We start from the raw sequence: 25,661 nt of genomic DNA, 5'->3' as shown, positions 1-25,661 counted from the left end.
ATGAGTATCATTAAAAGACCTCTGATTACTGAAAAGGCGAATGCCTTGACTGAAAAAGGTATTTACACCTTTGTTGTTGATAAAAAGGCTAATAAGATAGAGATTAAAAAGGCGATTGAGCGTGCTTATGGCGTTAACGTTAATGGTGTAAGAACTATCCGTTATGCTGGTAAAGAAAAGACTCGCTTTACTCAATCTAAAGTTCTTGCTGGTCGTACAGTTTCTTATAAGAAAGCAATCGTAACGTTGGCTGCAGGAGAAGTGATTGACTTCTACGGAGATATTTAATAATTAACTTATGTGGCACGGCACGATAATCCGTGTTTAAAAGTAAATAAGTAAAATGGCTGTTAAGAAATTAAAACCAATTACTCCAGGACAACGGTTCAGAATGGCTCCTTCTTTTGAGGAGATTACTACTGACAAGCCTGAGAAGTCTTTGACTGAAACCCTGAAAAGGACAGGTGGTCGGAATGATAACGGACACCGTGCAATGCGATATATCGGTGGTGGACACAAGCGTAAATATCGGATTATCGATTTTAAACGTGATAAGTTTGATATTACTGCTACTGTTGAAACTGTAGAGTATGATCCAAATCGTTCCGCTCGTATTGCATTAGTAAACTATGCAGATGGTGAAAAAAGATATATACTGGCACCTGCTGGTATCGTTGTAGGACAAACCATCGTTTCAGGTAAAAGTGTTGCACCTGAAGTAGGTAATGCACTTCCTCTTTCTTCTATTCCTCTTGGTACTATTGTTCATAACATTGAGCTTCAGCCTGGTAAAGGTGGTTCTATGGCTAGAAGTGCCGGTACATATGCTCAGTTGGTTGCTCGCGAAGGAAAATATGCTACACTAAAATTGCCTTCCGGTGAGATGCGTCTGGTTTTAGCTACATGTATTGCTACTGTAGGTTCTGTATCCAATGCAGATCACATGAATGTAAGCTATGGAAAAGCTGGCCGTAAACGTTGGTTAGGACGTCGTCCTCGTGTACGTGGTGTTGCTATGAACCCTGTTGATCACCCAATGGGTGGTGGTGAAGGTCGGGCATCCGGTGGACACCCTCGCTCTCGTAAAGGTCTGTATACTAAAGGTAAAAAGACTCGTAGACCGAAAAAATATTCTAATGACTTGATTGTAAGTCGTCGGAAATAAAAGAAAAAAAGGTTAAAATCTGATACATATTATAATCCATTTTACATAGATGGGACGTTCGATAAAAAAAGGGCCATATATTGATTTCCGGGTGTTAGCCAAAATTGAAGGCATGACCAAGTCTGGCAAAAAAGCTGTTATTAAAACTTGGGCTCGCCGTTCAACAATCTCTCCGGATTTTGTAGGTCACACTTTTGCTGTACATAATGGGAATAAGTTTATTCCAGTATATGTGACTGAAAATATGGTTGGTCACAAGTTAGGTGAATTTGCACCTACTCGCAATTTCAGAGGTCACGCAGGTAATAAAGATAAAGGTAAAAAATAATAATGGAAGCGATAGCTAAACTTAAAAATGTACCTACCTCTCCTCGTAAGATGAGACTTGTGGCAGACATGGTAAGAGGAAGACGGGTTAATGATGCACTGAATATTCTTCGTTTTGATTCTAAATCAGGATCAAAGCGCATTGAGCAGTTACTTCTGTCTGCTATTGCTAACTGGGAGCAATCTCATGAAGGAGAAAGAATAGAAGATGCTGATTTGTATATCAAAACGATATTTGTAGATGGTGGACGTGTTCTTAAACGCTTACGTCCTGCTCCTCAAGGTCGGGGATATCGTGTTCGTAAACGGTCTAATCACATTACACTTGTGTTAGATTCTAAAACGAATCCAGCAGCTCTTAACGAAACTAAAATACAAGAAACTGAATAATAACACGCATGGGACAAAAAGTTAATCCAACAGGCTTTCGCCTAGGCATCGTTAAAGGATGGGATTCTAATTGGTACGGTGGAAAAAACTTTGCTGAGAAATTAGTAGAAGATGAGAAAATACGCAAATATGTATTGGCTCGTTTTCCTAAGGGAGGTATTGCAAGAGTAGTTATTGAACGTACACTCAAGCGTATTACATTAACTATCAATACTGCTCGTCCAGGTGTTGTTATTGGGAAGAATGGTATTGAGGTTGAAAGAGTAAAAGAAGAGCTGAAAAAACTGACTGGAAAAGACGTTCAGATCAATATTTTTGAAATAAAAAGACCTGAATTAGATGCAAAATTAGTGGGTGAATCAATCGCTCAACAATTGGAAGCTCGTATTTCTTATCGTCGTGCAATGAAACAAGCGATTGCATTGGCTATGAGAGTAGGCGCTCAAGGCATCAAAGTTCGTTTGTCTGGTCGTCTGGCAGGTGCAGAGATGGCTCGTACTGAAGAATACAAAGAAGGTCGTGTTCCTTTGCATACACTACGTGCTGATATTGATTATGCAATTTCTGAAGCTTTGACCGTATATGGAAAAATCGGTATCAAAGTATGGGTTTTCAAAGGTGAAGTTTTCGGAAAGCGTGATTTATCTCCTAATGCTACATATGGTAGTGCAGCTGCTGCATCTGGTAATACATCTGGCGGAGAGCGTGGAAATCGTCGTGGTGATTCTTCCGAACGCGGAGATCGCCGTGAAAGAGGTGGTGATAGAGATGCTAACAGACGTAAGAAGAAAAAGAAAAATAATAATTCTGGTAGATAAGCATTCGGTTAGTTTACTGAATCCTAATAAATAGAAAGAAAATGTTACAGCCGAAAAGAACCAAGTTTAGAAAAATGCAGAAGGGCCGGGTGCGTGGTCTTGCTACTCGTGGTCATGAGATTTCTTTTGGATCATTTGCCGTGAAGTCTCTTGAACCAGGTTGGATCACAGCTCGTCAGATTGAAGCAGCCCGTATCTCTATGTCCCGTACAATGAAACGGGAAGGTCAAGTTTGGATTCGCATATTCCCAGATAAACCTATTACCAAGAAGCCTGCTGAAGTTCGGATGGGTAAAGGTAAAGGAGCCCCAGAATATTGGGTAGCAGTAGTTAAGCCCGGTACTATCCTTTTTGAGATAACTGGTGTTAGCCGTGAAATAGGACAAGAGGCATTGAGATTAGCTGCACAAAAGTTGCCTATTAAAACTAAATTTATTGTACGTAGAGATTACGTTGAAGGACAATGAAAAATCAGGATATCAAATCATTAAGTATAGAAGAATTGCAAAGCCGTATCAGTTCTGAAGCTGCAACGCTGCAAAAATTAAAATTTGCACACGCAATTACTCCTATTGAAAATCCGGCGCGTATCCGCGCTTCACGCAGACTGATTGCTCAGCTGAATACAGAATTAAGAGCAAGACAAATTGCAAACTCTAAATAACCAAGAAAAGATGGAGCAACAGCAATTACAAAGAAATGCCAGAAAAGAAAGAATCGGGCGTGTCGTAAGTGATAAGATGGATAAGTCCATTACCGTAGCAATTGAGCGTAAGGTGAAACACCCTAAGTATGGTAAGTTCATGAAGAAAACTACCACACTGATGGCTCATGATGAAAAGAATGAGTGTGGCATTGGTGATACGGTTAAAATAATGGAGACTCGTCCATTAAGTAGAAATAAGCGTTGGAGACTTATAGAAATTATCGAAAAAGCAAAATAACATGGTACAACAAGAATCTCGGCTTACAGTAGCCGATAACAGTGGTGCTAAAGAAGTACTGGTAATCCGAGTTTTAGGCGGTACAGGTAAAAGATATGCTTCAGTTGGCGATAAAATTGTCGTGACTGTTAAAACAGCTTTATCTTCCAGTAACTTGAAGAAAGGCGCTATATCCAAAGCTGTTGTTGTTCGGACAAAAAAAGAAGTTCGTCGCAAAGATGGTTCTTATATTCGATTTGAAGATAATGCGGCTGTTTTGTTGAACAACAACGATGAACCACGCGGAACCCGTATCTTTGGACCTGTCGCTCGTGAATTAAGAGAGAAGCAATTTATGAAAATTGTTTCCTTAGCACCAGAAGTTTTATAGTTGACTCTGATACATTTATAATAAAATGAAAGCAAAAGCTAAAACAACAGTAAAACTGCATGTTCGCAAAGGAGATACTGTAATTGTAATTTCTGGAGATGAGAAGGGCAAGACTGGGAAGATTACTTCAGTAGACAGAGAAAAGCAAAAAGCAGTTATTGAAGGTTTAAATCTGGTTAAAAGAAGTGTTAAGCCTTCTGCAGAAAACCCTCAAGGTGGATTTATTGAGAAAGAAGCTCCTATCCATGTAAGTAACCTGATGGTTGTTGATCCTTCAACTGGCAAGCCTAGCCGTATTTCTCGTAAACTTGACGAGAAAGGTAAAAAGCAGAGATATGCCAAAAAGACAGGAACTCTTATTAAAGCGGAGTTTTAATATATCCTATTCTATAGATAAGCATTTATATTATTAAGTCTGCAAAAATGGCTAATATCAATTCTCAGAAAAATAATACTAACAACCCTAGGGTTAAAGATAAATACTTAAATGACGTAGTTTCTCTTTTAATGGAGAAGTTTAAGTATAAGTCTGTTATGCAGGTTCCTAAAATTACTAAGATCGTAATTAATAAAGGAATCGGCGCGGCTGTTGCGGATAAGAAACTGATTGACGTAGGTGTTGAAGAATTAACAATTATTTCAGGCCAAAAAGCAGTTGCAACATATTCCAAAAAAGCCATCTCTAACTTTAAGTTAAGAGAAAACATGCCGATTGGAGCTAAAGTTACACTGCGTGGAGAGCGTATGTTTGAATTTATGGATCGCCTGATCACTGTAGCTCTTCCTCGCGTTAGAGATTTTCGTGGCATCAGCGACAAAGGTTTCGATGGCCGTGGTAACTATACGTTAGGTGTGAAAGAACAAATTATCTTCCCGGAAATTAGTATCGATAAGATTAATAAGATCTCCGGTATGGATATTACATTTGTAACTACTGCTGAAACTGACGAAGAGTGCCTTGAGTTATTAAAAGCATTAGGAATGCCTTTTGCAAATCAGAAAAGATAACAATATAACGCTAAAAAGATGGCAAAAGAATCAATTAAAGCCCGCGAAGTAAAAAGAGGAAAATTAGTAGCTAAGTATGCCGCTAAGCGTGAAGCTTTAAAAGCCGCTGGTGATTACGAAGCATTAGATAAACTTCCAAGAAATGCATCCCCTGTACGTTTACGCAATCGTTGTAAATTAACGGGAAGACCAAGAGGTTATATGCGTAAATTCGGAATTTGCCGTAACGTGTTCCGTCAAATGGCATCCGATGGGAAAATTCCCGGTTTGACAAAAGCAAGTTGGTAAAATCTAATATTTCTTTTGTTTTTAAATTTTGTTTTTGTAGCTTTGCACTCCCGTTTTGAAGGCGGGATTTTTGCAAAAAAAACGTGTCAAAAATGACAGATCCTATATCAGATTATCTAACTCGATTGAGAAACGCTATCAAGGCACGGCACCGGATAGTTGAAATTCCTGCATCAAATATTAAGAAAGAAATTACTAAAGTATTATTTGAGAAGGGATATATTCAGAACTATAAATTTGAAGATAGTTCTGTGCAGGGTGTAATTAAGATTGCTTTGAAGTATGATCCGGTTAGCAAAGAGCCTGCAATAGTTAGTTTGCAGAGAGTTAGTAAGCCTGGCCTTCGGAAATATACTGGCGTGGAAGATATGCCTCGTGTTTTGAGTGGCTTAGGGATTGCTATTATTTCTACTCCAAAGGGAGTAATGACCGACAAAGAAGCTCGTTCGCTAAATGTTGGTGGTGAAATTTTGTGTTACGTATATTAATAGTGTGTCATGTCAAGAATAGGTAAGAAGCCCATCGACCTGCCAGGTAATGTTACAGTTTCTGTTGGATCTGGAAACGTAGTCCTTGTTAAAGGGCCTAAAGGCGAGCTTTCTCGCAAAATAGACGCTGATATTGCTGTGAAGCAAGAAGGTAGTCAGATCTTGGTTGAGAGACCTACTGATCAAAAACGTCATAAGGCATTGCATGGCTTATATAGAGCGCTGATAAACAACATGATTATTGGTGTTAGCGCCGGATTTAAACAGCAATTGGAGATCGTTGGTGTTGGTTATAAAGCTACTGTAAATAATAACGTTCTTGAATTAAGCTTGGGGTATTCTCACGGTCTTTATTTAGCTTTGCCAAAAGAAGTTGTAGCTTCTGCAGTTACTGAAAAAGGGAAAAATCCTGTAGTAACTTTAGAAGGGATTGATAAGGAGTTGGTTGGACAGATGGCTGCGAAAATTAAGTCTCTACGTAAAGTGGAACCTTACAAAGGCAAAGGTATTAGAAATTTAGGTCAAGCGATTAGAAGAAAAGCTGGTAAGACAGCAGCTAAGAAATAAATAATATGGCTACACAAAAAGAGCTTCGTAGATTACGTATTAGAAGAAATATACGTTCCAAAGTGGTGGGATCTCCTGAGAAACCTCGTCTTTCAGTGTTTCGTTCAAATACTACTATATATGCACAATTAATTGATGACGCTACTGGCAAAACTTTAGCAAGTGCTTCTTCGACAGAATTGGCAAAAGGAAAGAGCGCAAATATCACCACAGCAAAAGAAGTTGGAAAGAAAGTTGCTGAGATTGCACTGTCAAGTGGAATATCTGCAGTAGTATTTGATAGAGGTGGGTATTTGTATCATGGCAAAGTGAAAGCTTTAGCTGAAGGAGCTCGCGAAGGAGGACTTAAATTCTAAAATAAGACATTTATATGGCACAAATTAATAAACCTATTGTCAGAGCGGGCGAACAAGAATTGAAAGAGCGGGTCGTTGCTATTAAACGGGTTGCTAAAGTGGTGAAAGGTGGTCGTCGGTTTAGTTTTTCTGCTATTGTGGTTGTTGGCGATGGACATGGTATCGTTGGATATGGCTTAGGCAAAGCTAACGAAGTTACAGATGCTATCACGAAAGGAGTAGAGGATGCAAAGAAAAACCTAATTAAAATTCCCATCCTTAAATCTACCGTGCCTCATGAAATGCATGGTAAATATAGTGGAGGATATGTTTATCTTAAGCCAGCAGCAGCCGGAACAGGTGTAATTGCAGGTGGTGCGATGCGTGCGGTATTGGAAAGCGCAGGTATAAAAGACGTTTTGGCTAAATCAAAAGGTTCTTCTAATCCACATAATGTTGTGAAAGCAACTTTTGATGCCTTGTTGAGAATGCGTGCTCCTCATCAAGTTGCAGTACAACGTAGAGTATCTCTTTCTAAAGTATTTAATGGTTAATTGAAATATGGCAAAGGTTCAAGTTACCCAAATCAAGAGTGCTATCAAAAGACCACAGGATCAGCAACTAACAGTTAAAGCACTGGGTTTAGGGAAGATTAATCGTACTATTGAGGTAGAATATACTCCTCAAATTGCAGGTATGATCAAAAAAATTAGTCATTTGGTTACAATAAAAGAATTGTAGTTTATATGAAATTGCATACGCTTAAGCCTGCTGATAATTCAGTAAAAAGTAAGAAAAGAATAGGTCGTGGTACTGGCTCTGGTATGGGTGGGACCTCAACAAGAGGTCACAAAGGTGCTGGATCTCGTTCTGGTAATAGTACTAAGCGAGGCTTTGAAGGTGGTCAAATGCCTTTACAACGTCGCATTCCAAAGTTTGGATTCAAATCTATTAATAGAGTTGAATATAAACCAATAAATTTAGATACTATTCAGCAATTGCTGGAAACTCATAAAGTTTCTGTTATTGATATCGATTTTCTAAAACAACATGGTTTAGTTTCCGGTAAAGACTTGGTCAAAGTGCTAGGTAGAGGAGAAGTAAAAACTGCTGCTGAAATTAAAGTTCATGCATTTTCTTCTTCTGCTGTTGCTGCAATTGAAAAAGTTGGTGGTAAGGCTACTGTTCTATAGTATATGAAAAAAATTATCGAAACGATTAAGAATATCTTTTCAATTGAAGATCTAAGAACACGTATTTTAAATACGTTGTGGTTTTTGCTGATTTTTCGATTGGGGTCTTATATAGTATTGCCAGGAATTGATCCTACTCGTTTAGAGACTGGAACAGGTAAAGGTATTCTTGGATTGTTAGATACTTTTTTAGGGGGAGCCTTTAGTAATGCCTCTATTTTTGGTTTAGGAATTATGCCCTATATTACTGCTTCGATTATCGTGCAGTTATTAACAGTGGCAGTTCCTTACTTCCAGAAAATGCAAAAAGAAGGTGAATCCGGCAGACAAAGAATCAATAATATTACAAGAATACTTACAATCTTTGTTACATTACCTCAGTCTTATACTTATCTAATTGGAACAATTGCTGATGATGCAATTCTTCCAGGAGTTGGTAGAACCGGATTTACTATAACAGCGATGATAATTCTAACCACTGGTACAATGTTTTGTATGTGGTTAGGAGAGAGAATAACAGAGAAAGGTATTGGTAACGGAACTTCTATGCTGATTATGATCGGTATTATATCCCGCTTACCTAGTGCGTTGATTGGAGAATTTGCGAATAGAGGTACTTCTGGAATATTAATCTTTATCATTGAAATAATTGCTCTTTTCTTTATTGTTATGGGGGTAGTTCTTATACTACAGGCAACTCGAAGAATCCCTATACAATATGCGAAACAAGTTGTAGGGAATCGTGTTTATGGTGGACAAAGACAGTATTTGCCTTTGAAGTTAAATGCCGCAGGTGTAATGCCAATCATCTTTGCTCAATCATTGATGTTTTTACCTGGTCTTCTTGTTCCTTACTTAACAGATAAGAATGAAACAGCAGGGTCAGTAGCTCAAGCATTTGCTGATTTTACCCATCCTGCTTATAATATCTTATTTGCTCTTTTAATTATCTTATTTAGTTTCTTTTATACTGCAATTACTGTTAATCCTACACAAATTGCAGAAGAAATGAAACGTAATGGAGGCTTTATTCCAAGTGTAAAACCTGGTCTACAGACTTCTGAATATATTGATACTATTCTATCACGCATTACATTGCCAGGTGCAGTATTTTTAGCTCTACTAGCTATCCTGCCTGCAATTGCCAGTCTGTTTGGTATCACCTCCGAGTTATCCAGATTCTATGGAGGAACGTCTTTACTAATTATGGTAGGTGTAATTCTTGATACTCTTCAACAAATTGAAAGTTACTTGTTGATGAGACATTACGAAGGATTGATGAAATCTGGTAGAGTAAAAGGTCGTTCAGAAAGCGTTGCTACCGTTTAATGATGTAGAAGTTGAAAAAGAAAGCCTTTTTTCTGAAAACTAAAGAAGAAATTGAACTAATTCGGCAGAGTGGAGTTCTCTTAGGAAAAACACATGCTGAAGTAGCTAAATATATAAATCCTGGTGTCTCAACAGAGTTTTTAAACAAAATAGCTGAAGAATACATCCAGGACTATGGAGCTTGGCCTTCATTTAAGAATTATAATGGTTTTCCTGCTGGTTTGTGTGTGTCTGTAAATGAAAAAGTGGTACATGGAATCCCTAATAGTTATGAATTGAAGGATGGCGATATTGTTTCGGTTGACTGTGGAGTTTTTTTGAATGAGTTTCATAGTGATAGCGCTTACACTTATCCTGTTGGCGAAGTTGATCCGAAAGTTCTTGAACTATTACGAGTTACAAAAGAATCGCTTTACTTAGGTATTGAAGCTGTAGACATTGGATCAAGAGTTGGTGATATTGGATTTGCTATACAGCAACATGTTTCGAAAAGTGGTTATTCAATAGTAAGAGAGTTAGTGGGGCATGGAGTAGGTAAATATTTGCATGAAGAGCCTGAAGTCCCCAATTATGGGAAGAAGGGGCAAGGGGTAAAGCTACAAGAAGGAATGGTATTCGCAATTGAGCCAATGATTAATCTAGGTACACGCAATGTGGTGCAGGAAAGAGATAATTGGACAATTCGAACTGCAGATAGAAAGCCTTCTGCTCACTTTGAGCATACTGTAGCTGTGAATAATGGTAAAGCAGATATCTTGACAACGTTTGAGTTTATAGAAGAGGTTTTAAAACATAAGCATGGCAAAACAGTCATCAATTGAACAGGATGGAACTATAGTAGAAGCGCTTTCTAACGCAATGTTTAGAGTAGAGCTTCAGAATGGCCACCAACTGATTGCACATATATCCGGGAAAATGCGGATGAATTATATTAAGATTTTACCAGGAGATAAAGTTAAAATTGAAATGTCTCCTTATGATTTAACAAAAGGTAGAATCGTTTATCGTTATAAGTAATTTAGCAATCAATAAAAAATAGAATAAAATGAAAGTAAAAGCTTCCATTAAGAAACGTAGTGCTGATTGTAAAATTATCCGTCGCAAGGGTAAGCTTTATGTAATTAATAAGAAGAATCCTAAATTTAAACAAAGACAAGGTTAATTTACTATGGCACGTATTGCAGGAGTTGATATTCCAGATAAAAAACGCGGAGAAATTTCGCTGACGTACATTTTTGGTATTGGCCGTCGGTCTGCTCAGCAAATATTAACTAAAGCTGGAGTTAGCTTTGATAAGAAAGTTAGTCAGTGGTCTGATGACGAAGCGAATGCTATTCGTAACGTTATAGGAACTGAGTATAAGGTTGAAGGCGCATTGAAGTCTGAAGTCCAATTGAGCATTAAGCGTTTGATGGATATAGGTTGTTATCGTGGATTGCGTCATCGGAAAGGGCTACCTGTGCGTGGTCAAAGTACCAAAAATAACGCACGTACTCGCAAAGGTAAACGTAAGACTGTTGCGAATAAGAAGAAAGCAACTAAATAATTGATTCATATATTATCGTACAATCATTTTATTTGTACAGGTAACAAACAATCTATAAAAAGATGGCGCAAGCTACTAAAAGAAAAGACAAAGCCAAGAAACGAGTTGTTGTCGTAGATCCTGTTGGGCAAGTACATATAAAGGCTTCTTTTAACAATATCATCGTATCTATTACGAACGCGAGTGGCCAGGTTATTTCCTGGGCATCTGCAGGAAAGATGGGCTTTAAAGGATCTAAGAAAAATACACCTTATGCAGCGCAAATGGCAGCATCTAACTGTGCTCAAACTGCGTTTGAATTAGGAATGCGTAAAGCTGAGGTTTTTGTGAAAGGACCTGGAGCTGGTCGTGAGTCTGCAATCCGCACTATCCAAAATGCAGGTATTGAAGTTACATCTATCAAGGATGTAACCCCTCTTCCTCATAATGGTTGTCGTCCTCCTAAACGCAGAAGAGTTTAAGAATACTATAGTATCTAAATATCGGGCTGTGAAGTTCGGTATTTAGTGTTTTATAATCACTACTTCAGAATAGAATCTTTACTGAAAAATGGCAAGATACACTGGTCCTAAAGCTAAAATATCGCGTAAGTTCGGCGAACCTATTTTGGGCGGAAACAAAGCTTTAGCAAAAAAGAATTATGGTCCTGGTCAGCATGGCCGCGGACGCAAGCGTAAACAGTCTGAATACGCTGTTCAGTTACAGGAAAAGCAGAAAGCTAAATATACATATGGTGTATTAGAGAGACAATTTTCAAATACATTTCAAAAAGCAGCTCGTTTACATGGGATCACCGGTGAAAACTTGTTACGCTTATTGGAAGCAAGATTAGATAATACTGTTTATCGTCTAGGTATTGCTCCTACTCGTCGTGCTGCTCGCCAGTTAGTTGTTCACAAACACATCACTATCAATGGTGAGGTTGTTAATATTCCATCTTATTCGCTTCGTCCTGGTGATGTAATTGGTGTGCGTGAAAAATCTAAGTCGTTAGAAGCTATAACTGTCAGTTTGTCAGGAAGAAATGCTAAACGCTATAACTGGTTGGAATGGGATGGCGGTATTATGGCAGGGAAATTTGTTAGTTATCCTGAAAGAGATCAGATCCCTGAAAATATCCAGGAACAACTCATCGTCGAGCTCTATTCTAAATAATCTGCATGATTATTGCTGTAGAGTTGTTTTTCTAACAAAAAGTAAATTTCCAACATATGTCGATATTAGCTTTTCAAATGCCTGACAAGGTGGTGATGGAGAAAGCCGATGATTTTCACGGTCTTTTCGAATTCAAACCACTTGAAAAAGGATATGGCGTAACAATTGGTAATGCTCTACGCAGAATCTTATTATCTTCTTTAGAAGGGTATGCTGTTACAGCAGTTAAGATTCCCGGAGTGCTGCATGAGTTTTCGTCTATTGAAGGTGTTGTGGAGGATGTCAGTGAGATTATTCTGAACCTGAAAATGGTTCGCTTTAAAAAAGTTTCTGACGTTGTTGACAACAAAATTGTTGTAAATGTTAAAAATGCCAAACAACTGACAGCAGGGGATATTGGTAAGTTTACATCTGCTTTCCAAATTCTGAATCCTGAACTGGTCATCTGTAATATGGATGAATCAGTTAATATGGAAGTGGAATTGGTTATTGAGAAAGGAAGAGGATATGTTCCTGCTGAAGAGAATAAAGTGAACGAGCAAGCAATAGGATTTATATCTGTTGATGCTATCTTTACTCCTATCAAAAATGTTAAGTATAGCATTGAGAATACACGGGTAGAGCAGAAAACGGATTATGAGAGATTGTTGATAGATATTCAGACTGATGGCTCTATTCACCCTGAAGATGCATTAAAAGGCGCTGCAAAAATTCTGATTCAACACTTCATGTTATTCTCTGATCAGACTATGACGTTTGATACAATGAAGCCTGAGGAAGAGAATACTGTAGATGAAGAATATCTGCATATGCGTAAATTACTGAAAACTCCTTTGGCTGATCTGGATCTTTCCGTACGTGCTTATAACTGTTTGAAATCTGCTGATGTGCGTACCTTAGGTGATCTTGTAAAACTGGATATCTCAGAAATGATGAAATTCAGAAACTTTGGTAAGAAATCCTTGACTGAATTAGAGCAGTTGGTTTCTGACAAAGGACTGTCATTTGGGATGGATGTTTCAAAATATAAGTTAGACGAAGATTAATAATACGATTGATTGTCGGCAGTAGTTGACTAAATGTAATGTCAAAACCTGACCGCTTAAAGATTCAAATAAAATGAGACACGGAAAAACAGATAATCACTTAGGTAGAACAGTAGGCCACCGCCGGGCATTATTGTCTAACATGGCTTCTTCTTTAATTTTGCATAAGCGTATTAAAACAACAGTTGCAAAGGCTAAAGAACTACGTAAATACGTTGAGCCTCTTCTGACTAAGGCGAAAGATGATACAACTCACTCACGTCGTGTTGTTTTCTCATACTTACAAAACAAAGAATCTGTAAAAGTTCTGTTTGGCGACGTAGCTGAAAAAATCGCTAATCGTGAAGGTGGTTATACTCGTATTATCAAGTTAGGCAATCGCTTGGGTGATAATGCTGATATGTGTTTGATTGAATTAGTAGATTACAACGAAACATTGTTAAACGCTCGTACTGAAGCTAAAACAAAAACTCGTCGTAGCCGTCGTGGTTCTACTGGAAAAGCTAAAGTTGAAGAAGCTACCGTATTGGCTTCTGATGCATCAGCAGAAACTGAAAAGCCAGCAATCACAGAAGCAGATACTGAAGCAACTGAAACAAAAGAATGATAATACCATTCACAATATAAGAAAGGATTAGAACTTTATGTTCTAATCCTTTTTTTATGCATAAAGTGAATTATTTAGAATATAATCTGTTTATCAAATAGTATCTTTTCATATTAAAAAAACAATTCCAGACATGAAGTATCCGACCCGCACTGAAGCCTTACTTTTGTTACAAGATGGAACTTTGTACAGGGGCTATGCTCTTGGCAAGATTGGAACCAAGGGGGGCGAGCTGTGTTTTAATACGGGAATGACCGGTTATCAGGAGATCTATACCGACCCGTCTTACTATGGTCAAATCATTGTAAATACAAACTCGCATATTGGTAATTATGGTACACTGAGTGAAGAACAGGAATCTAGTTCTGTGAAAATCAGTGGTATGGTATGTAATGTGTTTTCATCAATACATTCCAGAAACATTGCTGATGCATCTCTGCAGGCGTATTTTGAAAAGGCAGGAATTGTTGGTATTTACGGTATCGATACCAGACAAATTGTGCGCCATATCCGGAATCAGGGAGCAATGAATGCGATTATATCTTCTGATATTCTGGATGAAGAAGTACTGCGTCAGAAGCTGGCTGAAATACCAGATATGAATGGGTTGGAACTATCCTCAGAAGTAAGTACAAAAGAAGCTTACTATGTTGGAAATCAAGATTCTCCTTTGAAAGTGGCTGTTCTGGATCTTGGAATAAAAAACAGCATAGTTCAGAATCTGGCTAATCGGGGAGTTTATTGTCAGGTATTTCCTGCGAAAACTTCTTTTGAAGAAATGCAAAGATGGAACCCTGATGGCTATTTTATCTCCAACGGCCCTGGTGATCCTTCAGCTATGCCATATGCTGTAGAAACGGTGAAGGATGTATTGAACGCAGAAAAACCTATGTTTGGTATTTGTCTGGGACATCAGATTCTGGCATTGGCAAGTGGAATTGAGACATACAAGATGCATCATGGACATCGTGGTTTGAATCATCCTGTAAAGAACCTGATTACTGGTAAGGGTGAAATTACCTCACAGAATCACGGTTTTGCTGTAAAAGGAGATACTGTAAGGGATATCGCTAATGTAGAGGTAACACACATCAATCTGAACGATAATACAATTGAAGGTATTCGCCGGAAAGATAAACCTGCTTTCTCTGTGCAATATCACCCTGAATCTTCTCCAGGACCACACGATTCACGTTATCTGTTCGATGATTTTGTGAAACTGATGCAAGACTAAAATCCAGATATATAGATTGAATACAAAAATACCTCCTTATAAAGGAGGTATTTTGCTTTTTAGGAAATTAGAAGCTAGATAAGATCTTATTTTTCAGATAAAGTAGAGGATGGTCGGCAACAACTCATGGTTTTTTCCTGTTTCCCTATTTTAGGACTTACATAGGCGATACCCAGGTTTAAGCCGCGTATTATAAATAAGATTCCAATACAAAGTGTAAAGACAGGAATTAACTTATTAATCTGAAAGCGGAACTGTGGTTTGATGATGGTTTTTGATAAGCTAACCAACAACATCATAGGTAGAGTGCCCAGACCAAAAAGAAACATATAAAGACTGCCTTCCATAACACCAGACATGGCAATAGCTCCCAGAATAGCCAGATATACCATACCGCAGGGAAGCAACCCATTCAGCACGCCAATCATAAACATACTGAAAGGGCTTTTTTGCTTAAAGAAGGGGATGAACCATTGTCTGACTTTACTTGTAAACTTATCTGTAAAAGAGAAATGTAGTTTTGGGAAGATAATGATAGCAATAATCGATATTCCCAATACTATAGAAAGGTTCTGTTGAATGCCTGCCAGATAGAGTCCTTTACCAAATATGCCAAAGATTGCTCCCAACACTGTATAAGTACTGATTCTACCAAAGTTATATAGAATTGCATTTTGAGGGCTTCTTACAGGCAAAGCCAGAGCTATGGGTCCACACATACCCATACAATGCAAACTACTAATCAGACCGGTTATAAACGCAATATACATAGCTTTGTTCATTTGATTTGTAGGAAGAGAGACTAAGTCTGCTTACCTATTTGATAAATTCCCAGGTTTGGCTCTGATAGGTCTTTCCGTCCATTGTCCAGTCAATATGGATACGCCATAAGCCAGAGGTAAGATGGGTTACTGGAATTACTTGCTGGTGATTGTCAGGATGCAAAGGGAGCTTACTATCCTGGCGAGCATCAGACGGGCGGCTAAAGACAATAGTGCCTTGCAAAGAAGGATTTTCTATAGGAAAGGCTATGACTACCTGTCCATTTGACTTCTGGTAAGAAAAGCTGACAGGCTTATTCAATTCAATCGCATTCTGGCGGGCTGTCATGATTTGTTGGTAGATAAGATCCTTTTCGTAATAGTTTTTCTCTTCTAGCTCAGGTGTCTGACTCATCATATAGATACTCAGGCCTAATATAAAAGCCATAAAGGATGCGACAGTGATGATAATTCCTTTTCCCCAGTTCATGATAGTTAAGATTTAACTCTGCTCAGAAATATAAAAGATGATTATGCTTATTCAACAGGTCCCAGAAAGGAAGTTTTCTGTTCACTAAGTAGCTTTCCGTTAGAATAAACTTCAATGGTAAGTTTGGTACTGTTGGTTTGAATCGTATTCTTGGGTATTTCGATAAAGAAAGCAGCTTTGGCAATTTCCTGTTTATGCAATACCTGAGATTGCTGATTACCTATCCAGCGGATTTTGCCCTGATTATTTTTTACCTTTAGTTCAAGTGACATATCCTGAAATGTCTTATTTACAAACTCCACATTGTAAAGATTACCAATGGTTTTGTCATCTATTTGCTGATAAAGCATACCTGGAGTACGAAGAATGGTCACATCCACATCTTTACGAATGCTGAACAGAATGGTCACAAGGGAGAGAAGGAATACCAAGACCAGTGAATAACCAATGATACGAGAGGTAATCTTGAATGGCAACTTATCCTGGATGCCTTTGATTGAGTCATAACGGATCAGACTTGTAGGACGGTTAATCTTTATCATTACCTCATCACAGGCATCAATACATGCTGTACAGTTTATACACTCCATTTGTGTACCATTGCGGATATCAATACCTGTAGGACATACATGTACACATAATCTGCAGTCAATACAGTCTCCATGACTTTGCACTTCATTCTTACGCATTTTACCCCGAGGTTCTCCCCGAATAAAATCATACGCCACTACAATGGAGTTGTTGTCAAGCATTACACCTTGCAAACGGCCATATGGACAGATAACAATGCAGACAATTTCACGAATAAATGCAAAGACAATATAAAAAACGCCTGTGAAGATAATCAGGGCTGTAAAAGTACCCAAATGTTTGGATGGAGTATCGATAATGAGTTTTTCGAGTTCTTCAATACCTATCAAATAGCCTAGGAAGGTATTGGCAATCAAAAAAGATACAGCAAAAAATAGAATGTGTTTAATTGTTTTCTTGGCAATTTTCAGAGTTGTCCAGGGGGCTGCATCTAGTTTGCGGCGTTGGTTGGCATCTCCTTCAATCCATTGCTCAATTTGCCGGAATACTATTTCCATAAATATGGTTTGTGGACATGCCCATCCGCAGAATACACGACCAAATACTACCGTAAACAGGGCAATGAATACAACGAAGGCAAGCATTCCCAGGGCAAATAGATAAAAATCCTGAGGGAAGAAAGCTACACCGAAGATAATAAATCGGCGTTCCAGTACATTGAGGAGGAGAACAGGCTGCCCGTTAATTTTTAGAAAAGGACCAGAGAACAGCAGAGCTAGCAACACTAATCCAACAATCAAACGGGCTTTGAAATAGTTGCCATTGACGGATTTAGGATATAACCATTCCCGATGTCCTTTTTTATCCAGTACTTCCAGTTTCTCACGAAAGGTGGGATTAAACTCTTTACCACTCTCTGCTATTGCACTCATAGTCTTACTGCATACAAGCAGTTATTAGTTTGTTGTTGAAATATTTTTCTCCACTCTCCTGTTACGTGAAATAACAGAGAGTGGAGAGGTAGGATTAATTCAGAGATAGTTGTTTGGTATCTACTTTGTCACCTTGAGGTTCTTTTGCATTGGGAGGATTGCTGCCCTGAAGACTTAATATGTAACTAGCAACCTGCTGCATCTGCAATGGATTAAGTTGCTTTTCCCATGCTATCATACCTTTGGCAGGTATACCATATTTGATGGTTTTAAAGACATCATTGATCTTTCCGCCATGTAACCAATATTCATCTGTCAGGTTAGGACCTACTATACCCTGTGCCTGTTGGCCATGACAGGCCGCACACTGAGCTATGAATACATCCTTACCTTTGGCAAGATCTTGTTCATTGGTAGATAGCTTTACACTGGTTTCGTCAATGTTGCTGGCTACTGTTTTCAGATAGGCTTCTTTCTTTACTTCTGCTATCTGCATTTCTTTGTCATATTCTCCATTTTGGAGGTCAGAAGTACGCCAAACGTGAAACACAAGCAGATACAGTATACCAAAGGATATAGTACCATAGAAGAAAGCGTTGAACCATCCTGGAACGGGATTGTCAAGTTCGGATATACCATCAAAATCTTCTTTCAATAGAAGGTCTTTTTCCTTTGAGATTGGTTTTAGACCTGCTATACGTTGCCATATAGTAGTTCTTTCTTCTGCTGGAACTTCTTCTTTGCCAGTTACTTTGTTGCTAACCACCAGGGTTAGTTGAAACAAAATCAGTACAACCAGGAAAAGCATGAAGATGATAAGTCCGAAAATAAGAACCAGAATGTATCGGAATAATTCCTCGTCACCAGCTTTAGGGACTTCTGCTGTCTGAGCCATGGATGGAAGCACTGCCAGACTGCTAAAGAATAATGTAATGAATATTTTTCGTAACATATAGGTATGTCTTTTATCGTTTGAGCGTTGGATTAGTCCTCAGTTTCTACTGGCAGATGCTTCATCTTCTGGATGTATTTCTTATCGGCAAAAACAAGCCAGATTGCCATTCCTATAAAGAAGAAAATGAATATGAGTAGAGAGATGGTTAAATACACATCTGCACCAGCTACTTTATCTAGAAATTGCTTAAACATAATCGTAGAAGATATTCTCCCTGAGCCCGAAGGGAGAATAGTTAATGTTCTACTCGGGTGTAGTTGCCTGTTTGCACAGGCGATAGAGGTTAGTTTACTTAGAAGGTGGTGTTATTATTTCATCGTCACCTCTTCTTTGTTTTTGATATCTGTACCCAAACGTTGCAGATAGGCAATCATGGCTACAATCTCTTTGTCCGGATCTATTTTTACGCCTTGTTTCTGAAGGTTGTCAACAATAACTTTTGCCTGTTCTTTCATACTTGTTTCAGCATTGGCAATTTCTTCCTCTGTATAAGGTACACCTAGTTTGCGTAATGTTGCCAGCTTATCTTTGGTAAGAGTAAAGCTCAGAGGGTTTTCCAGTAGCCATTCATACTTTGGCATAATAGAACCTGGTGACATGGATTCGGGATCACGCATGTGGTGATAATGCCAACTGTCAGGATATTTCTTACCTACACGTTGTAAATCAGGACCTGTGCGTTTAGAACCCCACAGGAATGGATGATCATATATATATTCTCCGGATTTTGAAAATTCTCCATAGCGTTCTGTTTCACTGCGGAACGGACGCACCAACTGAGTATGACAAGACACACAACCTTCACGAATATATAAATCGCGACCTTCCAGTTCCAGTGCTGTATAAGGTTTTACACTGGCGATAGTCGGGATATTTTCATCAACTGTAAGCATTGGGATAATCTGAATCATACCCCCTATGGCAACTACTACCAGTGATACTGCAGTCAACAACAATGGCTTACGTTCGAATATTTTATGCCAGTGATGATGACCTGCCACTGTAGTGTTAGTTTCTAGTGCAGGAGCAGATGCCGCTTCATTAGCTAGGAATGATCCCTGACGAGCAGTCATCCAAAGGTTATAGATCATAACCAAAGTTCCTAACAGATACATTGTTCCACCAATACCACGTAACGCATAGAAAGGAATCATTTTGGTTACGCTTTCCAGGAAGTTAGGATATTGCAGGGTACCATCCGGATTGAAGTCTTTCCACATCAAACCTGCTGTAAAACCAGCCCAGTACATAGGAATGGCATAGAACAGAATACCCAGTGTGCCGATCCAGAAGTGGAAGTTCATCAGCTTTTTAGAATATACTTCTGTCTGCCACATTTTTGGAACCAGGTAATATAACATTGCAAATACCATGAATCCATTCCAGCCTAGTCCACCTACGTGTACGTGTGCTACAATCCAGTCAGTAAAGTGTGCAATGGCATTGACGTTTTTCAGAGATAACAGAGGTCCTTCAAATGTTGCCATCAGATAGGCAGTAATGGCAACAACCATAAATTTCAAACGTGTATCTTCACGTACTTTGTCCCATGCTCCACGCAACGTCAGCAAACCATTAATGCCACCACCCCATGATGGTGCAATCAGCATGATTGAAAATACCACACCCAATGATTGTACCCAGTCAGGAAGAGAAGAATACAACAAATGGTGAGGCCCTGCCCAGATATAGATAAAGATCAGTGTCCAGAAGTGCAGGATCGATAACTTATAGGAATATACAGGACGATTAGACAACTTAGGCAAATAGTAATACATCAAACCCAGGAATGGAGTAGTCAGGAAGAATGCCACTGCATTATGTCCATACCACCACTGAACCAGTGCATCCTGTACACCTGCATACGCTGAATAACTTTTGAAGAAGTTGACAGGCATCTCAAAGGAATTGACAATATGCAGCATGGCAACTGTTACCCAGGTAGCAATATAAAACCAGATAGCTACATAGATGTGGCGTTCACGACGTTTCAGAATGGTACCCAGCATATTAATACCAAATACAACCCAAACCAGTGTAATCGCAATGTCAATTGGCCATTCCAGCTCGGCATATTCTTTAGAGGTTGTCATACCCAGAGGGAGAGTAATCGCAGCCGCAGCTATGATAGCTTGCCATCCCCAAAAGTGAATCTGGCTTAACAGATCGCTGAACATCCGTGCTTTACAGAGGCGTTGCAGAGAGTGATAAATTCCCATGAATATGGCATTGCCCACAAACGCAAAGATAATGGCATTGGTATGCAGTGGACGAAGACGTCCGAAGGAGGTATACGGAATGCCAAAGTTCAGCTGAGGAAACACTAACTGAAAAGCAACCGTTACACCAACGAGCATACCAACAACCCCGAAGATCATCGTGGCAATCCCGAAGTTTCGGACAATTTTGTTGTCATAATGAAAGTGTTCGATTTGCATGTATGTAATTGTTTGATTGGTAGATTTAACTGATTTTTAGTATGGAAATAGATCGGTGGTTAGCCTGATGTTTTTGTTTGTCGATCTTGTTTAGTGGATATATCTTCATCGTCAAACAACATCCGGACAGAAGGTGTATAGTCGTCGTCAAACTGTCCGTTGCGGAGATTCCAGAGAAAAATTCCCAGAAACACACTCGCCATAATCAGGCTGACTGTCAGAAGTATATATATGATACTCATATCGCTGAAAAGGTATATGTCTTAAGTTGGTGTCTGTTTTTCTCTAACCGCTTTCCAAAGTATCGTACAGAAAAGGTGGTGAAGAGAATCACATTAATGGAACTGACAGGCATTAGAATGGCTGCAATCAGTGGGGATAATGTTCCCTGTACAGCAAAGAAGATCCCGACCAGATTATAGATAGCGGCTAACACCAGTGCTGCCTTGATAACTTTTACACTTTGCTTGCAGAAATAAATGAAGCCTGGTAGAAACCATAAATTGGATGCATCCAGAATGACATCAGACGCTGGTGTGAAATAGGCTATATTGTCACTGACTGCTACACCTACATTGCTTTGCTGAAGAGCTCCTGCATCATTCAGTCCGTCACCAAGCATCATCACTTGTTTGTTTTCAGATTGAAGTGCTTTGATAAAGTTTAGCTTATCTGCCGGACTTTGATGAAAGTGCAGGTGTTGTTCATCTTTAAAGAAATACTTCAGATTAGGTGCTTCTCCTGCATTGTCACCTGAAAGCAGATGCAGATCATAGTTCATGGACAATTCCAGATTCATAGCATCCAATCCCTTACGGTAATGATTGTGGAACTGGAAATAACCGAGGTATTCACCTTCAATACCTGCCAGTACTCTTGTTGTCTGTGTATCAGGAAAATGAAAGGCTACAGATTCTGCTCCCAGTTTTTCATACATAAATTCGGCAGAACCTATCCATACCTGATGTCCATTCACTAGACCTGAAAGCCCCTTTCCGGATATTTCCTGAAACTGTTCAGTTGTATAGTCACTAGTTGTAGATTGTGAGAGGTGTTTGTATAAATGCTGAGATAAGGGATGTACAGAATTTTTTACCAGTGCCAGAATATATTTCTTCTGTGTATCTGTCAGAGGGTGTTCGTATCCTACGAATTCTACATCCGATGTATTGCTTTCAGTGATGGTTCCGGTTTTATCAAATACAATGGCATCCAGACGAGCAATGTTTTCTATAGCCTGCGTGTTTTTGGCAAAGAAGGAATATCTGCCCAGAATTCGGATGGCGTTACCCAATGCAAAGGAAGAACCTAATACCAGTGCACAAGGACATGCTACGATCAATACAGACGTGAATGCATTCAGTGCACGGCTATAGTCATGTTGTACGATCCAGAAACCACCAGAAACGGTAGCTATTAGAAGTAGCGCAACAGTAAAGTAACGGTTAAATAAATTTTGAATCGATTCTGAAATACTATTTACTGGAGTAGTTGCAGGATCTGACACACAGGTGCGACAAGAGGCAAACGCTTCGTCATTCCAGAGTTGAGTCAGATAGCTTTGAGATACTGGTTTTACCACTTCCATTTCAATCGCATTTCCAACTTGTCTTCCACCTGCATATAGGTTTTCGCCAGCTTGTTTGGGCATTGGCATAGATTCGCCTGTTACAAAGCTATAATCTATATGAGCTTTGGGGCTAATAAGTAGACTGTCTGCCGGAACCAGTTCCTGGTTGCGGATAATAATCCGGTTGCCGACCTGTAGCTCACTTACCGGAACTTGTCTTTCGGTTTCTCCTTCTTTTACAGTAACAGCTACTGGGAAATAAGATTTAAAATCACGGTCATACCGTAAAGTGTCATATGTTCTTTGCTGAAACCATTTGCCTATCAGTGAAAAGAACACAAACCCTGATAAGGTATCCAGATAGCCCGGACCATATCCCATGAAGATGTCTACCAGACTACGTGTAAACACTACAATCATTCCCAGAGCCAGAGGGGTATCTACGTTCAATATGCCACGACGCAGATTCTGGTAAGCAGATTTCAGATACCCCCAGCCGCTGAAGAAGAATACAGGGAGGGCAAGTAAAATATTCAGAAAGTTGAACAGGTAACGGAAGGAATGCTCTGAATGTGTATCAAAGCCAAAGTATTCCGGAAAGCTGATCAGCATGATATTACCGAATGCAAAACCTGCAACAGCCAGTTTGGCAACCAGTAATTTATGTGAGGTAAATGTTTTTGGGATTCCGGCATTATTGTTTCTTTCCGGATTCTCTACGTTGTCCAGAGAGAGTTGAGGTTCGTAACCCAGACTTGTCAGCAGTTCCACTATGGTCCTCAGGGAGGTCTCTTGTTCCAAAAACGTAATGGAGATACGCTTTTTCAGAAAGTCCGTTCTCGAAAAAGTGATAGCCGCATTGATGCGGTACAGGTTTTCTAATAGCCAGATACATGAGCTGCAATGGATAGTAGGTACAAAGAAACTAACCTTGGTGATATTGCCATCTGTAAAATCGATCAGACGGGATTTGATTTCAGGAACATCCAGATAGGCAAACTTTCCTTTATCAACGGCTTCTGTACGTATTCCTGCCTTTTTATCTATAGTATAAAATGCCTCCAGTTTATTTTCCTCCAGAATCTGATAGACAGTCTGGCAACCACTGCAGCAAAATACTTTATCATCAAGCTGATGACTATGGTCCTGACACTTGTCACCACAATGGTAGCAGGTCAGATTTTGTTGAGTAGAAGATAACTGGGAAGACATCCTTTAATTGTTTTGGTTAAGCTTTTCTCTGTGATCAGACTAGATTTTATATCACCTGAGAAACACTTCAAAACTACTAGGTAGCTACGGCAAGAATGATGAGCAACAGTGTATGTTTGAGTGATCTTTACTGGGCAAAACGATGATAAAAATCATGTTTTTTAAGATGGCGTAAGTAGAGACAATTAGAAAGGATTACTCAAAATAGTGTAGTATGGCTTAAAGGGAATAAACAAAAAAGCACAGGATCTAACCTGTGCTGAGGAAACTAGAATTAGGGATACAATTATCGGGCAAATTTATTGGCACTACGTAAATACTGATAGCGGCCAAAAATATGTGCATTGATCAGCATCGCCTGTTCCGGATGATACTGCTTTTTATTCTGCTCAAATGTTTCTTTTACCTGTAAAAAGGATTGTTCATCCTCTGCCTCGGAAACCTTTTGCAAAAACTCCTGTAGTGACAATGCATTCGTACTTTTACTTGTTCCACTGTATTCACCTTGTTCGGGATGAGAAGTTACACCTTCTCTCTGCATGCGACGAGCTGGCTTTTGTCTGGGAGGTAGATTTTTGATCTTGCTGGCTAGTGCTTCTATATGCTGAGGAGTGGTACCACAACAACCACCTACAATGTTAAGCCAGCCATTCTTCGCAAATTCGTAAACAAGCGACGCAAATTCCTCTGCGGATTGATCATAGCCACCAAACTGATTGGGAAGTCCGGCATTAGGATGGGTACTTACATAAAAAGGAGCTTCTTTGTCCAGTGTCTGTATATAAGGTCGTAATTCTTTAGCACCAAGAGCACAGTTTAAACCAACAGACAACAGAGGTGCATGCGAAATAGAAATAATAAATGCTTCAATAGTCTGACCTGACAAAATTCGTCCACTGGCATCGGCAATAGTGCCTGATACCATGATGGGATATTGCTTTCCGGTCTCATCAAAGAGTTGCATCAGCGCAAACAACGCCGCCTTGGCATTTAATGTATCTGTTATAGTTTCCAGCAAAAACAGATCTATACCACCATCGATAAGGGCTTTGGCCTGTTCCGTATACGCTGCAGCCAACTGATCGAAGGTTACAGAGCGAAAACCTGCATTGTTGACATCCGGCGACATAGATGCTAACTTGGTTGTTGGTCCCATTGCTCCTGCCACAAAAAGAGGCCGGGATCTATTCCTTTCCTGATAAACTTTGATAGTTTCTCGCGCAATTTTTGCTCCCTGATAATTGATGTCATACACCAGATCGGCAGTTTTATAGTCTTCCTGAGAAATCGCATTTGCTCCGAATGTGTTGGTCGATAGAATATCAGCACCTGCCTGCAGATATTGTAGGTGAATTTCTTTGATAACATCCGGACGGGTTACGTTAAGCAAATCGTTGTTCCCTTTGAGCTCTATAGCATGATGTTCCAGTGAAGCGTTTCTAAAGTCAGCTTCTGATAAACCATAGGGTTGTATCATAGTTCCCATCGCTCCATCCAGAATAAGTATTTGGTTGTCTAATTCCTGTTCGATTGGATGCATAGGTTGTTCTATTTAGAGGTGGATAGATTGTACAAGTTCAGGCGAGATGTTCTGTAAAATGTTAACCAATCCTGCATTCATTACGTTCCTAAATGCCAATGTATTGCTATACTGTTTTTATAACATTGTCCTGATGTCATTATCAGGTCTTTAGATTGGTATAATTTTTTCTAGGTGAGAAGGTGCAAATAATACCCCGGTTTAGTTTGTGGAATCCATTGTTTTATAGGTGGTTATAGGTTAGTATTATACTTTTTTGAGAAAAAAATATTTTATAAAATAGGAGTGGTGTGTCTGCTATTATTAAGAGTAAGAGTTATTTTTCCTCATACTACGGGAGTAGGCGCTATAAAGTATCCTATAACCTATTTTCGCTTGCCTCATATTTTTCTTTCTATGTCTTTTGATTGATTCAATCCCTG

The 25,661-nt window shown here is 39.1% G+C and carries 37 protein-coding genes; 28 read left to right on the top strand and 9 right to left on the bottom strand.

The window, feature by feature from the left end; translation table 11 throughout:
• From rplW to carA, 28 genes are all read left to right on the top strand, one after another.
• Entirely contained in the window at nt 1-288 is a 288-nt protein-coding gene (gene rplW / locus QNI22_RS09705; protein ID WP_313975484.1) for a 50S ribosomal protein L23, read from the top strand.
• A gap of 55 nt (nt 289-343) precedes the next feature.
• Nucleotides 344-1,165 (top strand): 50S ribosomal protein L2, encoded by an 822-nt coding sequence (gene rplB / locus QNI22_RS09700; protein ID WP_313975482.1) that lies wholly within the window; start codon nt 344-346, stop codon nt 1,163-1,165.
• Nucleotides 1,166-1,214: 49 nt separating this feature from the next.
• On the top strand, nt 1,215-1,493 hold the full coding sequence (rpsS, locus tag QNI22_RS09695) for a 30S ribosomal protein S19 (protein WP_313975481.1): 279 nt from the start codon (nt 1,215-1,217) through the stop codon (nt 1,491-1,493).
• Nucleotides 1,494-1,495: 2 nt separating this feature from the next.
• Nucleotides 1,496-1,882, top strand: a complete 387-nt coding sequence (gene rplV / locus QNI22_RS09690) for a 50S ribosomal protein L22 (RefSeq protein ID WP_313975479.1) — start codon at nt 1,496-1,498, stop codon at nt 1,880-1,882.
• Between the two features lie 8 nt (nt 1,883-1,890).
• A complete protein-coding gene (gene rpsC / locus QNI22_RS09685; RefSeq protein ID WP_314510441.1) occupies nt 1,891-2,700 on the top strand; it encodes a 30S ribosomal protein S3 in 810 nt (269 codons plus the stop codon).
• Nucleotides 2,701-2,741: 41 nt separating this feature from the next.
• The gene (gene rplP, locus QNI22_RS09680) at nt 2,742-3,167 is read left to right on the top strand and encodes a 50S ribosomal protein L16 (RefSeq protein WP_313975475.1); all 426 of its coding nucleotides are present in this window, start codon (nt 2,742-2,744) and stop codon (nt 3,165-3,167) included.
• The gene (rpmC, locus tag QNI22_RS09675) at nt 3,164-3,364 is read left to right on the top strand and encodes a 50S ribosomal protein L29 (protein WP_314510440.1); all 201 of its coding nucleotides are present in this window, start codon (nt 3,164-3,166) and stop codon (nt 3,362-3,364) included. The genes rplP and rpmC overlap by 4 nt, the downstream gene beginning before the upstream one ends.
• 10 nt (nt 3,365-3,374) lie before the next feature.
• Nucleotides 3,375-3,644: a 30S ribosomal protein S17 gene (gene rpsQ / locus QNI22_RS09670; protein WP_313975471.1), complete on the top strand. Its 270-nt coding sequence runs from the start codon at nt 3,375-3,377 to the stop codon at nt 3,642-3,644.
• A 1-nt stretch (nt 3,645) separates the two neighbouring features.
• Nucleotides 3,646-4,014 carry a 50S ribosomal protein L14 gene (gene rplN / locus QNI22_RS09665; protein WP_313975469.1) on the top strand — a complete coding sequence of 123 codons (369 nt, stop codon included), beginning with the start codon at nt 3,646-3,648 and terminating at the stop codon, nt 4,012-4,014.
• 25 nt (nt 4,015-4,039) lie between these two features.
• Nucleotides 4,040-4,390: a 50S ribosomal protein L24 gene (gene rplX, locus QNI22_RS09660; protein WP_314510439.1), complete on the top strand. Its 351-nt coding sequence runs from the start codon at nt 4,040-4,042 to the stop codon at nt 4,388-4,390.
• A gap of 47 nt (nt 4,391-4,437) precedes the next feature.
• The gene (rplE, locus tag QNI22_RS09655; RefSeq protein ID WP_314510438.1) at nt 4,438-5,022 is read left to right on the top strand and encodes a 50S ribosomal protein L5; all 585 of its coding nucleotides are present in this window, start codon (nt 4,438-4,440) and stop codon (nt 5,020-5,022) included.
• A gap of 18 nt (nt 5,023-5,040) precedes the next feature.
• Nucleotides 5,041-5,310 (top strand): 30S ribosomal protein S14, encoded by a 270-nt coding sequence (rpsN, locus tag QNI22_RS09650; protein WP_314510437.1) that lies wholly within the window; start codon nt 5,041-5,043, stop codon nt 5,308-5,310.
• 92 nt (nt 5,311-5,402) lie between these two features.
• The gene (rpsH, locus tag QNI22_RS09645; RefSeq protein WP_314510436.1) at nt 5,403-5,798 is read left to right on the top strand and encodes a 30S ribosomal protein S8; all 396 of its coding nucleotides are present in this window, start codon (nt 5,403-5,405) and stop codon (nt 5,796-5,798) included.
• 9 nt (nt 5,799-5,807) lie between these two features.
• Nucleotides 5,808-6,365, top strand: a complete 558-nt coding sequence (gene rplF, locus QNI22_RS09640; RefSeq protein WP_313975459.1) for a 50S ribosomal protein L6 — start codon at nt 5,808-5,810, stop codon at nt 6,363-6,365.
• A 5-nt stretch (nt 6,366-6,370) separates the two neighbouring features.
• Complete coding sequence (gene rplR, locus QNI22_RS09635; RefSeq protein ID WP_313993873.1) at nt 6,371-6,721, top strand: 50S ribosomal protein L18; 351 nt, start codon at nt 6,371-6,373, stop codon at nt 6,719-6,721.
• 14 nt (nt 6,722-6,735) lie between these two features.
• A complete protein-coding gene (gene rpsE, locus QNI22_RS09630; protein WP_314510435.1) occupies nt 6,736-7,254 on the top strand; it encodes a 30S ribosomal protein S5 in 519 nt (172 codons plus the stop codon).
• A 7-nt stretch (nt 7,255-7,261) separates the two neighbouring features.
• The gene (rpmD, locus tag QNI22_RS09625; protein ID WP_313975453.1) at nt 7,262-7,441 is read left to right on the top strand and encodes a 50S ribosomal protein L30; all 180 of its coding nucleotides are present in this window, start codon (nt 7,262-7,264) and stop codon (nt 7,439-7,441) included.
• Nucleotides 7,442-7,446: 5 nt separating this feature from the next.
• Entirely contained in the window at nt 7,447-7,893 is a 447-nt protein-coding gene (rplO, locus tag QNI22_RS09620) for a 50S ribosomal protein L15 (protein WP_314510434.1), read from the top strand.
• Nucleotides 7,894-7,896: 3 nt separating this feature from the next.
• Nucleotides 7,897-9,222 (top strand): preprotein translocase subunit SecY, encoded by a 1,326-nt coding sequence (gene secY, locus QNI22_RS09615; RefSeq protein ID WP_314510433.1) that lies wholly within the window; start codon nt 7,897-7,899, stop codon nt 9,220-9,222.
• Nucleotides 9,223-9,233: 11 nt separating this feature from the next.
• On the top strand, nt 9,234-10,043 hold the full coding sequence (gene map, locus QNI22_RS09610) for a type I methionyl aminopeptidase (RefSeq protein ID WP_314510432.1): 810 nt from the start codon (nt 9,234-9,236) through the stop codon (nt 10,041-10,043).
• The gene (gene infA / locus QNI22_RS09605) at nt 10,021-10,239 is read left to right on the top strand and encodes a translation initiation factor IF-1 (protein ID WP_313975445.1); all 219 of its coding nucleotides are present in this window, start codon (nt 10,021-10,023) and stop codon (nt 10,237-10,239) included. The genes map and infA overlap by 23 nt, the downstream gene beginning before the upstream one ends.
• Before the next feature lie 28 nt (nt 10,240-10,267).
• A complete protein-coding gene (gene ykgO, locus QNI22_RS09600) occupies nt 10,268-10,384 on the top strand; it encodes a type B 50S ribosomal protein L36 (RefSeq protein WP_226390914.1) in 117 nt (38 codons plus the stop codon).
• Nucleotides 10,385-10,390: 6 nt separating this feature from the next.
• A complete protein-coding gene (rpsM, locus tag QNI22_RS09595; protein ID WP_314510431.1) occupies nt 10,391-10,768 on the top strand; it encodes a 30S ribosomal protein S13 in 378 nt (125 codons plus the stop codon).
• A gap of 62 nt (nt 10,769-10,830) precedes the next feature.
• A complete protein-coding gene (rpsK, locus tag QNI22_RS09590) occupies nt 10,831-11,229 on the top strand; it encodes a 30S ribosomal protein S11 (RefSeq protein WP_313975441.1) in 399 nt (132 codons plus the stop codon).
• Nucleotides 11,230-11,317: 88 nt separating this feature from the next.
• Nucleotides 11,318-11,923: a 30S ribosomal protein S4 gene (rpsD, locus tag QNI22_RS09585; protein WP_314510430.1), complete on the top strand. Its 606-nt coding sequence runs from the start codon at nt 11,318-11,320 to the stop codon at nt 11,921-11,923.
• Nucleotides 11,924-11,979: 56 nt separating this feature from the next.
• The gene (locus QNI22_RS09580) at nt 11,980-12,969 is read left to right on the top strand and encodes a DNA-directed RNA polymerase subunit alpha (protein WP_313975439.1); all 990 of its coding nucleotides are present in this window, start codon (nt 11,980-11,982) and stop codon (nt 12,967-12,969) included.
• 73 nt (nt 12,970-13,042) lie between these two features.
• Nucleotides 13,043-13,576, top strand: coding sequence for a 50S ribosomal protein L17 (gene rplQ, locus QNI22_RS09575; protein WP_314510429.1), 534 nt, complete (start codon nt 13,043-13,045; stop codon nt 13,574-13,576).
• A gap of 133 nt (nt 13,577-13,709) precedes the next feature.
• The gene (gene carA, locus QNI22_RS09570) at nt 13,710-14,810 is read left to right on the top strand and encodes a glutamine-hydrolyzing carbamoyl-phosphate synthase small subunit (RefSeq protein WP_313975435.1); all 1,101 of its coding nucleotides are present in this window, start codon (nt 13,710-13,712) and stop codon (nt 14,808-14,810) included.
• Nucleotides 14,811-14,896: 86 nt separating this feature from the next.
• Here the strand turns inward: carA and QNI22_RS09565 are convergent, their stop codons facing one another.
• The 9 genes from QNI22_RS09565 to QNI22_RS09525 form a co-directional block, all read right to left on the bottom strand.
• A complete protein-coding gene (locus QNI22_RS09565; RefSeq protein WP_314510428.1) occupies nt 14,897-15,580 on the bottom strand; it encodes a sulfite exporter TauE/SafE family protein in 684 nt (227 codons plus the stop codon).
• A gap of 46 nt (nt 15,581-15,626) precedes the next feature.
• Nucleotides 15,627-16,061, bottom strand: a complete 435-nt coding sequence (locus QNI22_RS09560) for a FixH family protein (protein ID WP_314510427.1) — start codon at nt 16,059-16,061, stop codon at nt 15,627-15,629.
• A gap of 47 nt (nt 16,062-16,108) precedes the next feature.
• Entirely contained in the window at nt 16,109-17,524 is a 1,416-nt protein-coding gene (gene ccoG / locus QNI22_RS09555; RefSeq protein ID WP_314510426.1) for a cytochrome c oxidase accessory protein CcoG, read from the bottom strand.
• Between the two features lie 94 nt (nt 17,525-17,618).
• Nucleotides 17,619-18,476: a cbb3-type cytochrome c oxidase N-terminal domain-containing protein gene (locus tag QNI22_RS09550; RefSeq protein ID WP_314510425.1), complete on the bottom strand. Its 858-nt coding sequence runs from the start codon at nt 18,474-18,476 to the stop codon at nt 17,619-17,621.
• 32 nt (nt 18,477-18,508) lie between these two features.
• Nucleotides 18,509-18,673, bottom strand: coding sequence for a hypothetical protein (locus QNI22_RS09545; protein ID WP_314510424.1), 165 nt, complete (start codon nt 18,671-18,673; stop codon nt 18,509-18,511).
• A 114-nt stretch (nt 18,674-18,787) separates the two neighbouring features.
• On the bottom strand, nt 18,788-20,917 hold the full coding sequence (gene ccoN, locus QNI22_RS09540; protein ID WP_314510423.1) for a cytochrome-c oxidase, cbb3-type subunit I: 2,130 nt from the start codon (nt 20,915-20,917) through the stop codon (nt 18,788-18,790).
• A gap of 59 nt (nt 20,918-20,976) precedes the next feature.
• Complete coding sequence (gene ccoS, locus QNI22_RS09535) at nt 20,977-21,159, bottom strand: cbb3-type cytochrome oxidase assembly protein CcoS (protein WP_313975422.1); 183 nt, start codon at nt 21,157-21,159, stop codon at nt 20,977-20,979.
• The gene (locus tag QNI22_RS09530; RefSeq protein WP_314510422.1) at nt 21,156-23,699 is read right to left on the bottom strand and encodes a heavy metal translocating P-type ATPase; all 2,544 of its coding nucleotides are present in this window, start codon (nt 23,697-23,699) and stop codon (nt 21,156-21,158) included. The genes ccoS and QNI22_RS09530 overlap by 4 nt, the downstream gene beginning before the upstream one ends.
• 286 nt (nt 23,700-23,985) lie before the next feature.
• Nucleotides 23,986-25,239 carry a homocysteine S-methyltransferase family protein gene (locus QNI22_RS09525; RefSeq protein WP_314510421.1) on the bottom strand — a complete coding sequence of 418 codons (1,254 nt, stop codon included), beginning with the start codon at nt 25,237-25,239 and terminating at the stop codon, nt 23,986-23,988.
• Nucleotides 25,240-25,661: the final 422 nt, after the last annotated feature.

The organism is Xanthocytophaga agilis (assembly GCF_030068605.1).
Taxonomy (GTDB): domain Bacteria; phylum Bacteroidota; class Bacteroidia; order Cytophagales; family 172606-1; genus Xanthocytophaga; species Xanthocytophaga agilis.
Note: the sequence above shows the minus strand (reverse complement) of the source record. Positions and strands in the feature narration are given on the sequence as shown.

What these genes read in the sequence shown, in the direction of transcription:
- rplR (WP_313993873.1), top strand. Translation starts at nt 6,371, where the DNA reads ATGGCTACACAAAAAGAGCTTCGTAGATTACGTATTAGAAGAAATATA.
- rpmC (WP_314510440.1), top strand. Translation starts at nt 3,164, where the DNA reads ATGAAAAATCAGGATATCAAATCATTAAGTATAGAAGAATTGCAAAGC.
- rpmD (WP_313975453.1), top strand. Translation starts at nt 7,262, where the DNA reads ATGGCAAAGGTTCAAGTTACCCAAATCAAGAGTGCTATCAAAAGACCA.
- ccoS (WP_313975422.1), bottom strand. Translation starts at nt 21,159, where the DNA reads ATGAGTATCATATATATACTTCTGACAGTCAGCCTGATTATGGCGAGT.
- QNI22_RS09560 (WP_314510427.1), bottom strand. Translation starts at nt 16,061, where the DNA reads ATGAACTGGGGAAAAGGAATTATCATCACTGTCGCATCCTTTATGGCT.
- rpsD (WP_314510430.1), top strand. Translation starts at nt 11,318, where the DNA reads ATGGCAAGATACACTGGTCCTAAAGCTAAAATATCGCGTAAGTTCGGC.
- QNI22_RS09580 (WP_313975439.1), top strand. Translation starts at nt 11,980, where the DNA reads ATGTCGATATTAGCTTTTCAAATGCCTGACAAGGTGGTGATGGAGAAA.
- rpsE (WP_314510435.1), top strand. Translation starts at nt 6,736, where the DNA reads ATGGCACAAATTAATAAACCTATTGTCAGAGCGGGCGAACAAGAATTG.
- QNI22_RS09525 (WP_314510421.1), bottom strand. Translation starts at nt 25,239, where the DNA reads ATGCATCCAATCGAACAGGAATTAGACAACCAAATACTTATTCTGGAT.
- ykgO (WP_226390914.1), top strand. Translation starts at nt 10,268, where the DNA reads ATGAAAGTAAAAGCTTCCATTAAGAAACGTAGTGCTGATTGTAAAATT.
- rplP (WP_313975475.1), top strand. Translation starts at nt 2,742, where the DNA reads ATGTTACAGCCGAAAAGAACCAAGTTTAGAAAAATGCAGAAGGGCCGG.
- rplN (WP_313975469.1), top strand. Translation starts at nt 3,646, where the DNA reads ATGGTACAACAAGAATCTCGGCTTACAGTAGCCGATAACAGTGGTGCT.
- QNI22_RS09545 (WP_314510424.1), bottom strand. Translation starts at nt 18,673, where the DNA reads ATGTTTAAGCAATTTCTAGATAAAGTAGCTGGTGCAGATGTGTATTTA.
- rpsC (WP_314510441.1), top strand. Translation starts at nt 1,891, where the DNA reads ATGGGACAAAAAGTTAATCCAACAGGCTTTCGCCTAGGCATCGTTAAA.
- rpsK (WP_313975441.1), top strand. Translation starts at nt 10,831, where the DNA reads ATGGCGCAAGCTACTAAAAGAAAAGACAAAGCCAAGAAACGAGTTGTT.
- rpsH (WP_314510436.1), top strand. Translation starts at nt 5,403, where the DNA reads ATGACAGATCCTATATCAGATTATCTAACTCGATTGAGAAACGCTATC.
- rplW (WP_313975484.1), top strand. Translation starts at nt 1, where the DNA reads ATGAGTATCATTAAAAGACCTCTGATTACTGAAAAGGCGAATGCCTTG.
- rplV (WP_313975479.1), top strand. Translation starts at nt 1,496, where the DNA reads ATGGAAGCGATAGCTAAACTTAAAAATGTACCTACCTCTCCTCGTAAG.
- QNI22_RS09565 (WP_314510428.1), bottom strand. Translation starts at nt 15,580, where the DNA reads ATGTATATTGCGTTTATAACCGGTCTGATTAGTAGTTTGCATTGTATG.
- rpsQ (WP_313975471.1), top strand. Translation starts at nt 3,375, where the DNA reads ATGGAGCAACAGCAATTACAAAGAAATGCCAGAAAAGAAAGAATCGGG.
- QNI22_RS09550 (WP_314510425.1), bottom strand. Translation starts at nt 18,476, where the DNA reads ATGTTACGAAAAATATTCATTACATTATTCTTTAGCAGTCTGGCAGTG.
- rpsN (WP_314510437.1), top strand. Translation starts at nt 5,041, where the DNA reads ATGGCAAAAGAATCAATTAAAGCCCGCGAAGTAAAAAGAGGAAAATTA.
- rplF (WP_313975459.1), top strand. Translation starts at nt 5,808, where the DNA reads ATGTCAAGAATAGGTAAGAAGCCCATCGACCTGCCAGGTAATGTTACA.
- rplE (WP_314510438.1), top strand. Translation starts at nt 4,438, where the DNA reads ATGGCTAATATCAATTCTCAGAAAAATAATACTAACAACCCTAGGGTT.
- rplB (WP_313975482.1), top strand. Translation starts at nt 344, where the DNA reads ATGGCTGTTAAGAAATTAAAACCAATTACTCCAGGACAACGGTTCAGA.
- infA (WP_313975445.1), top strand. Translation starts at nt 10,021, where the DNA reads ATGGCAAAACAGTCATCAATTGAACAGGATGGAACTATAGTAGAAGCG.
- rpsM (WP_314510431.1), top strand. Translation starts at nt 10,391, where the DNA reads ATGGCACGTATTGCAGGAGTTGATATTCCAGATAAAAAACGCGGAGAA.
- secY (WP_314510433.1), top strand. Translation starts at nt 7,897, where the DNA reads ATGAAAAAAATTATCGAAACGATTAAGAATATCTTTTCAATTGAAGAT.
- rplO (WP_314510434.1), top strand. Translation starts at nt 7,447, where the DNA reads ATGAAATTGCATACGCTTAAGCCTGCTGATAATTCAGTAAAAAGTAAG.
- ccoG (WP_314510426.1), bottom strand. Translation starts at nt 17,524, where the DNA reads ATGAGTGCAATAGCAGAGAGTGGTAAAGAGTTTAATCCCACCTTTCGT.
- carA (WP_313975435.1), top strand. Translation starts at nt 13,710, where the DNA reads ATGAAGTATCCGACCCGCACTGAAGCCTTACTTTTGTTACAAGATGGA.
- rplQ (WP_314510429.1), top strand. Translation starts at nt 13,043, where the DNA reads ATGAGACACGGAAAAACAGATAATCACTTAGGTAGAACAGTAGGCCAC.
- ccoN (WP_314510423.1), bottom strand. Translation starts at nt 20,917, where the DNA reads ATGCAAATCGAACACTTTCATTATGACAACAAAATTGTCCGAAACTTC.
- QNI22_RS09530 (WP_314510422.1), bottom strand. Translation starts at nt 23,699, where the DNA reads ATGTCTTCCCAGTTATCTTCTACTCAACAAAATCTGACCTGCTACCAT.
- rplX (WP_314510439.1), top strand. Translation starts at nt 4,040, where the DNA reads ATGAAAGCAAAAGCTAAAACAACAGTAAAACTGCATGTTCGCAAAGGA.
- rpsS (WP_313975481.1), top strand. Translation starts at nt 1,215, where the DNA reads ATGGGACGTTCGATAAAAAAAGGGCCATATATTGATTTCCGGGTGTTA.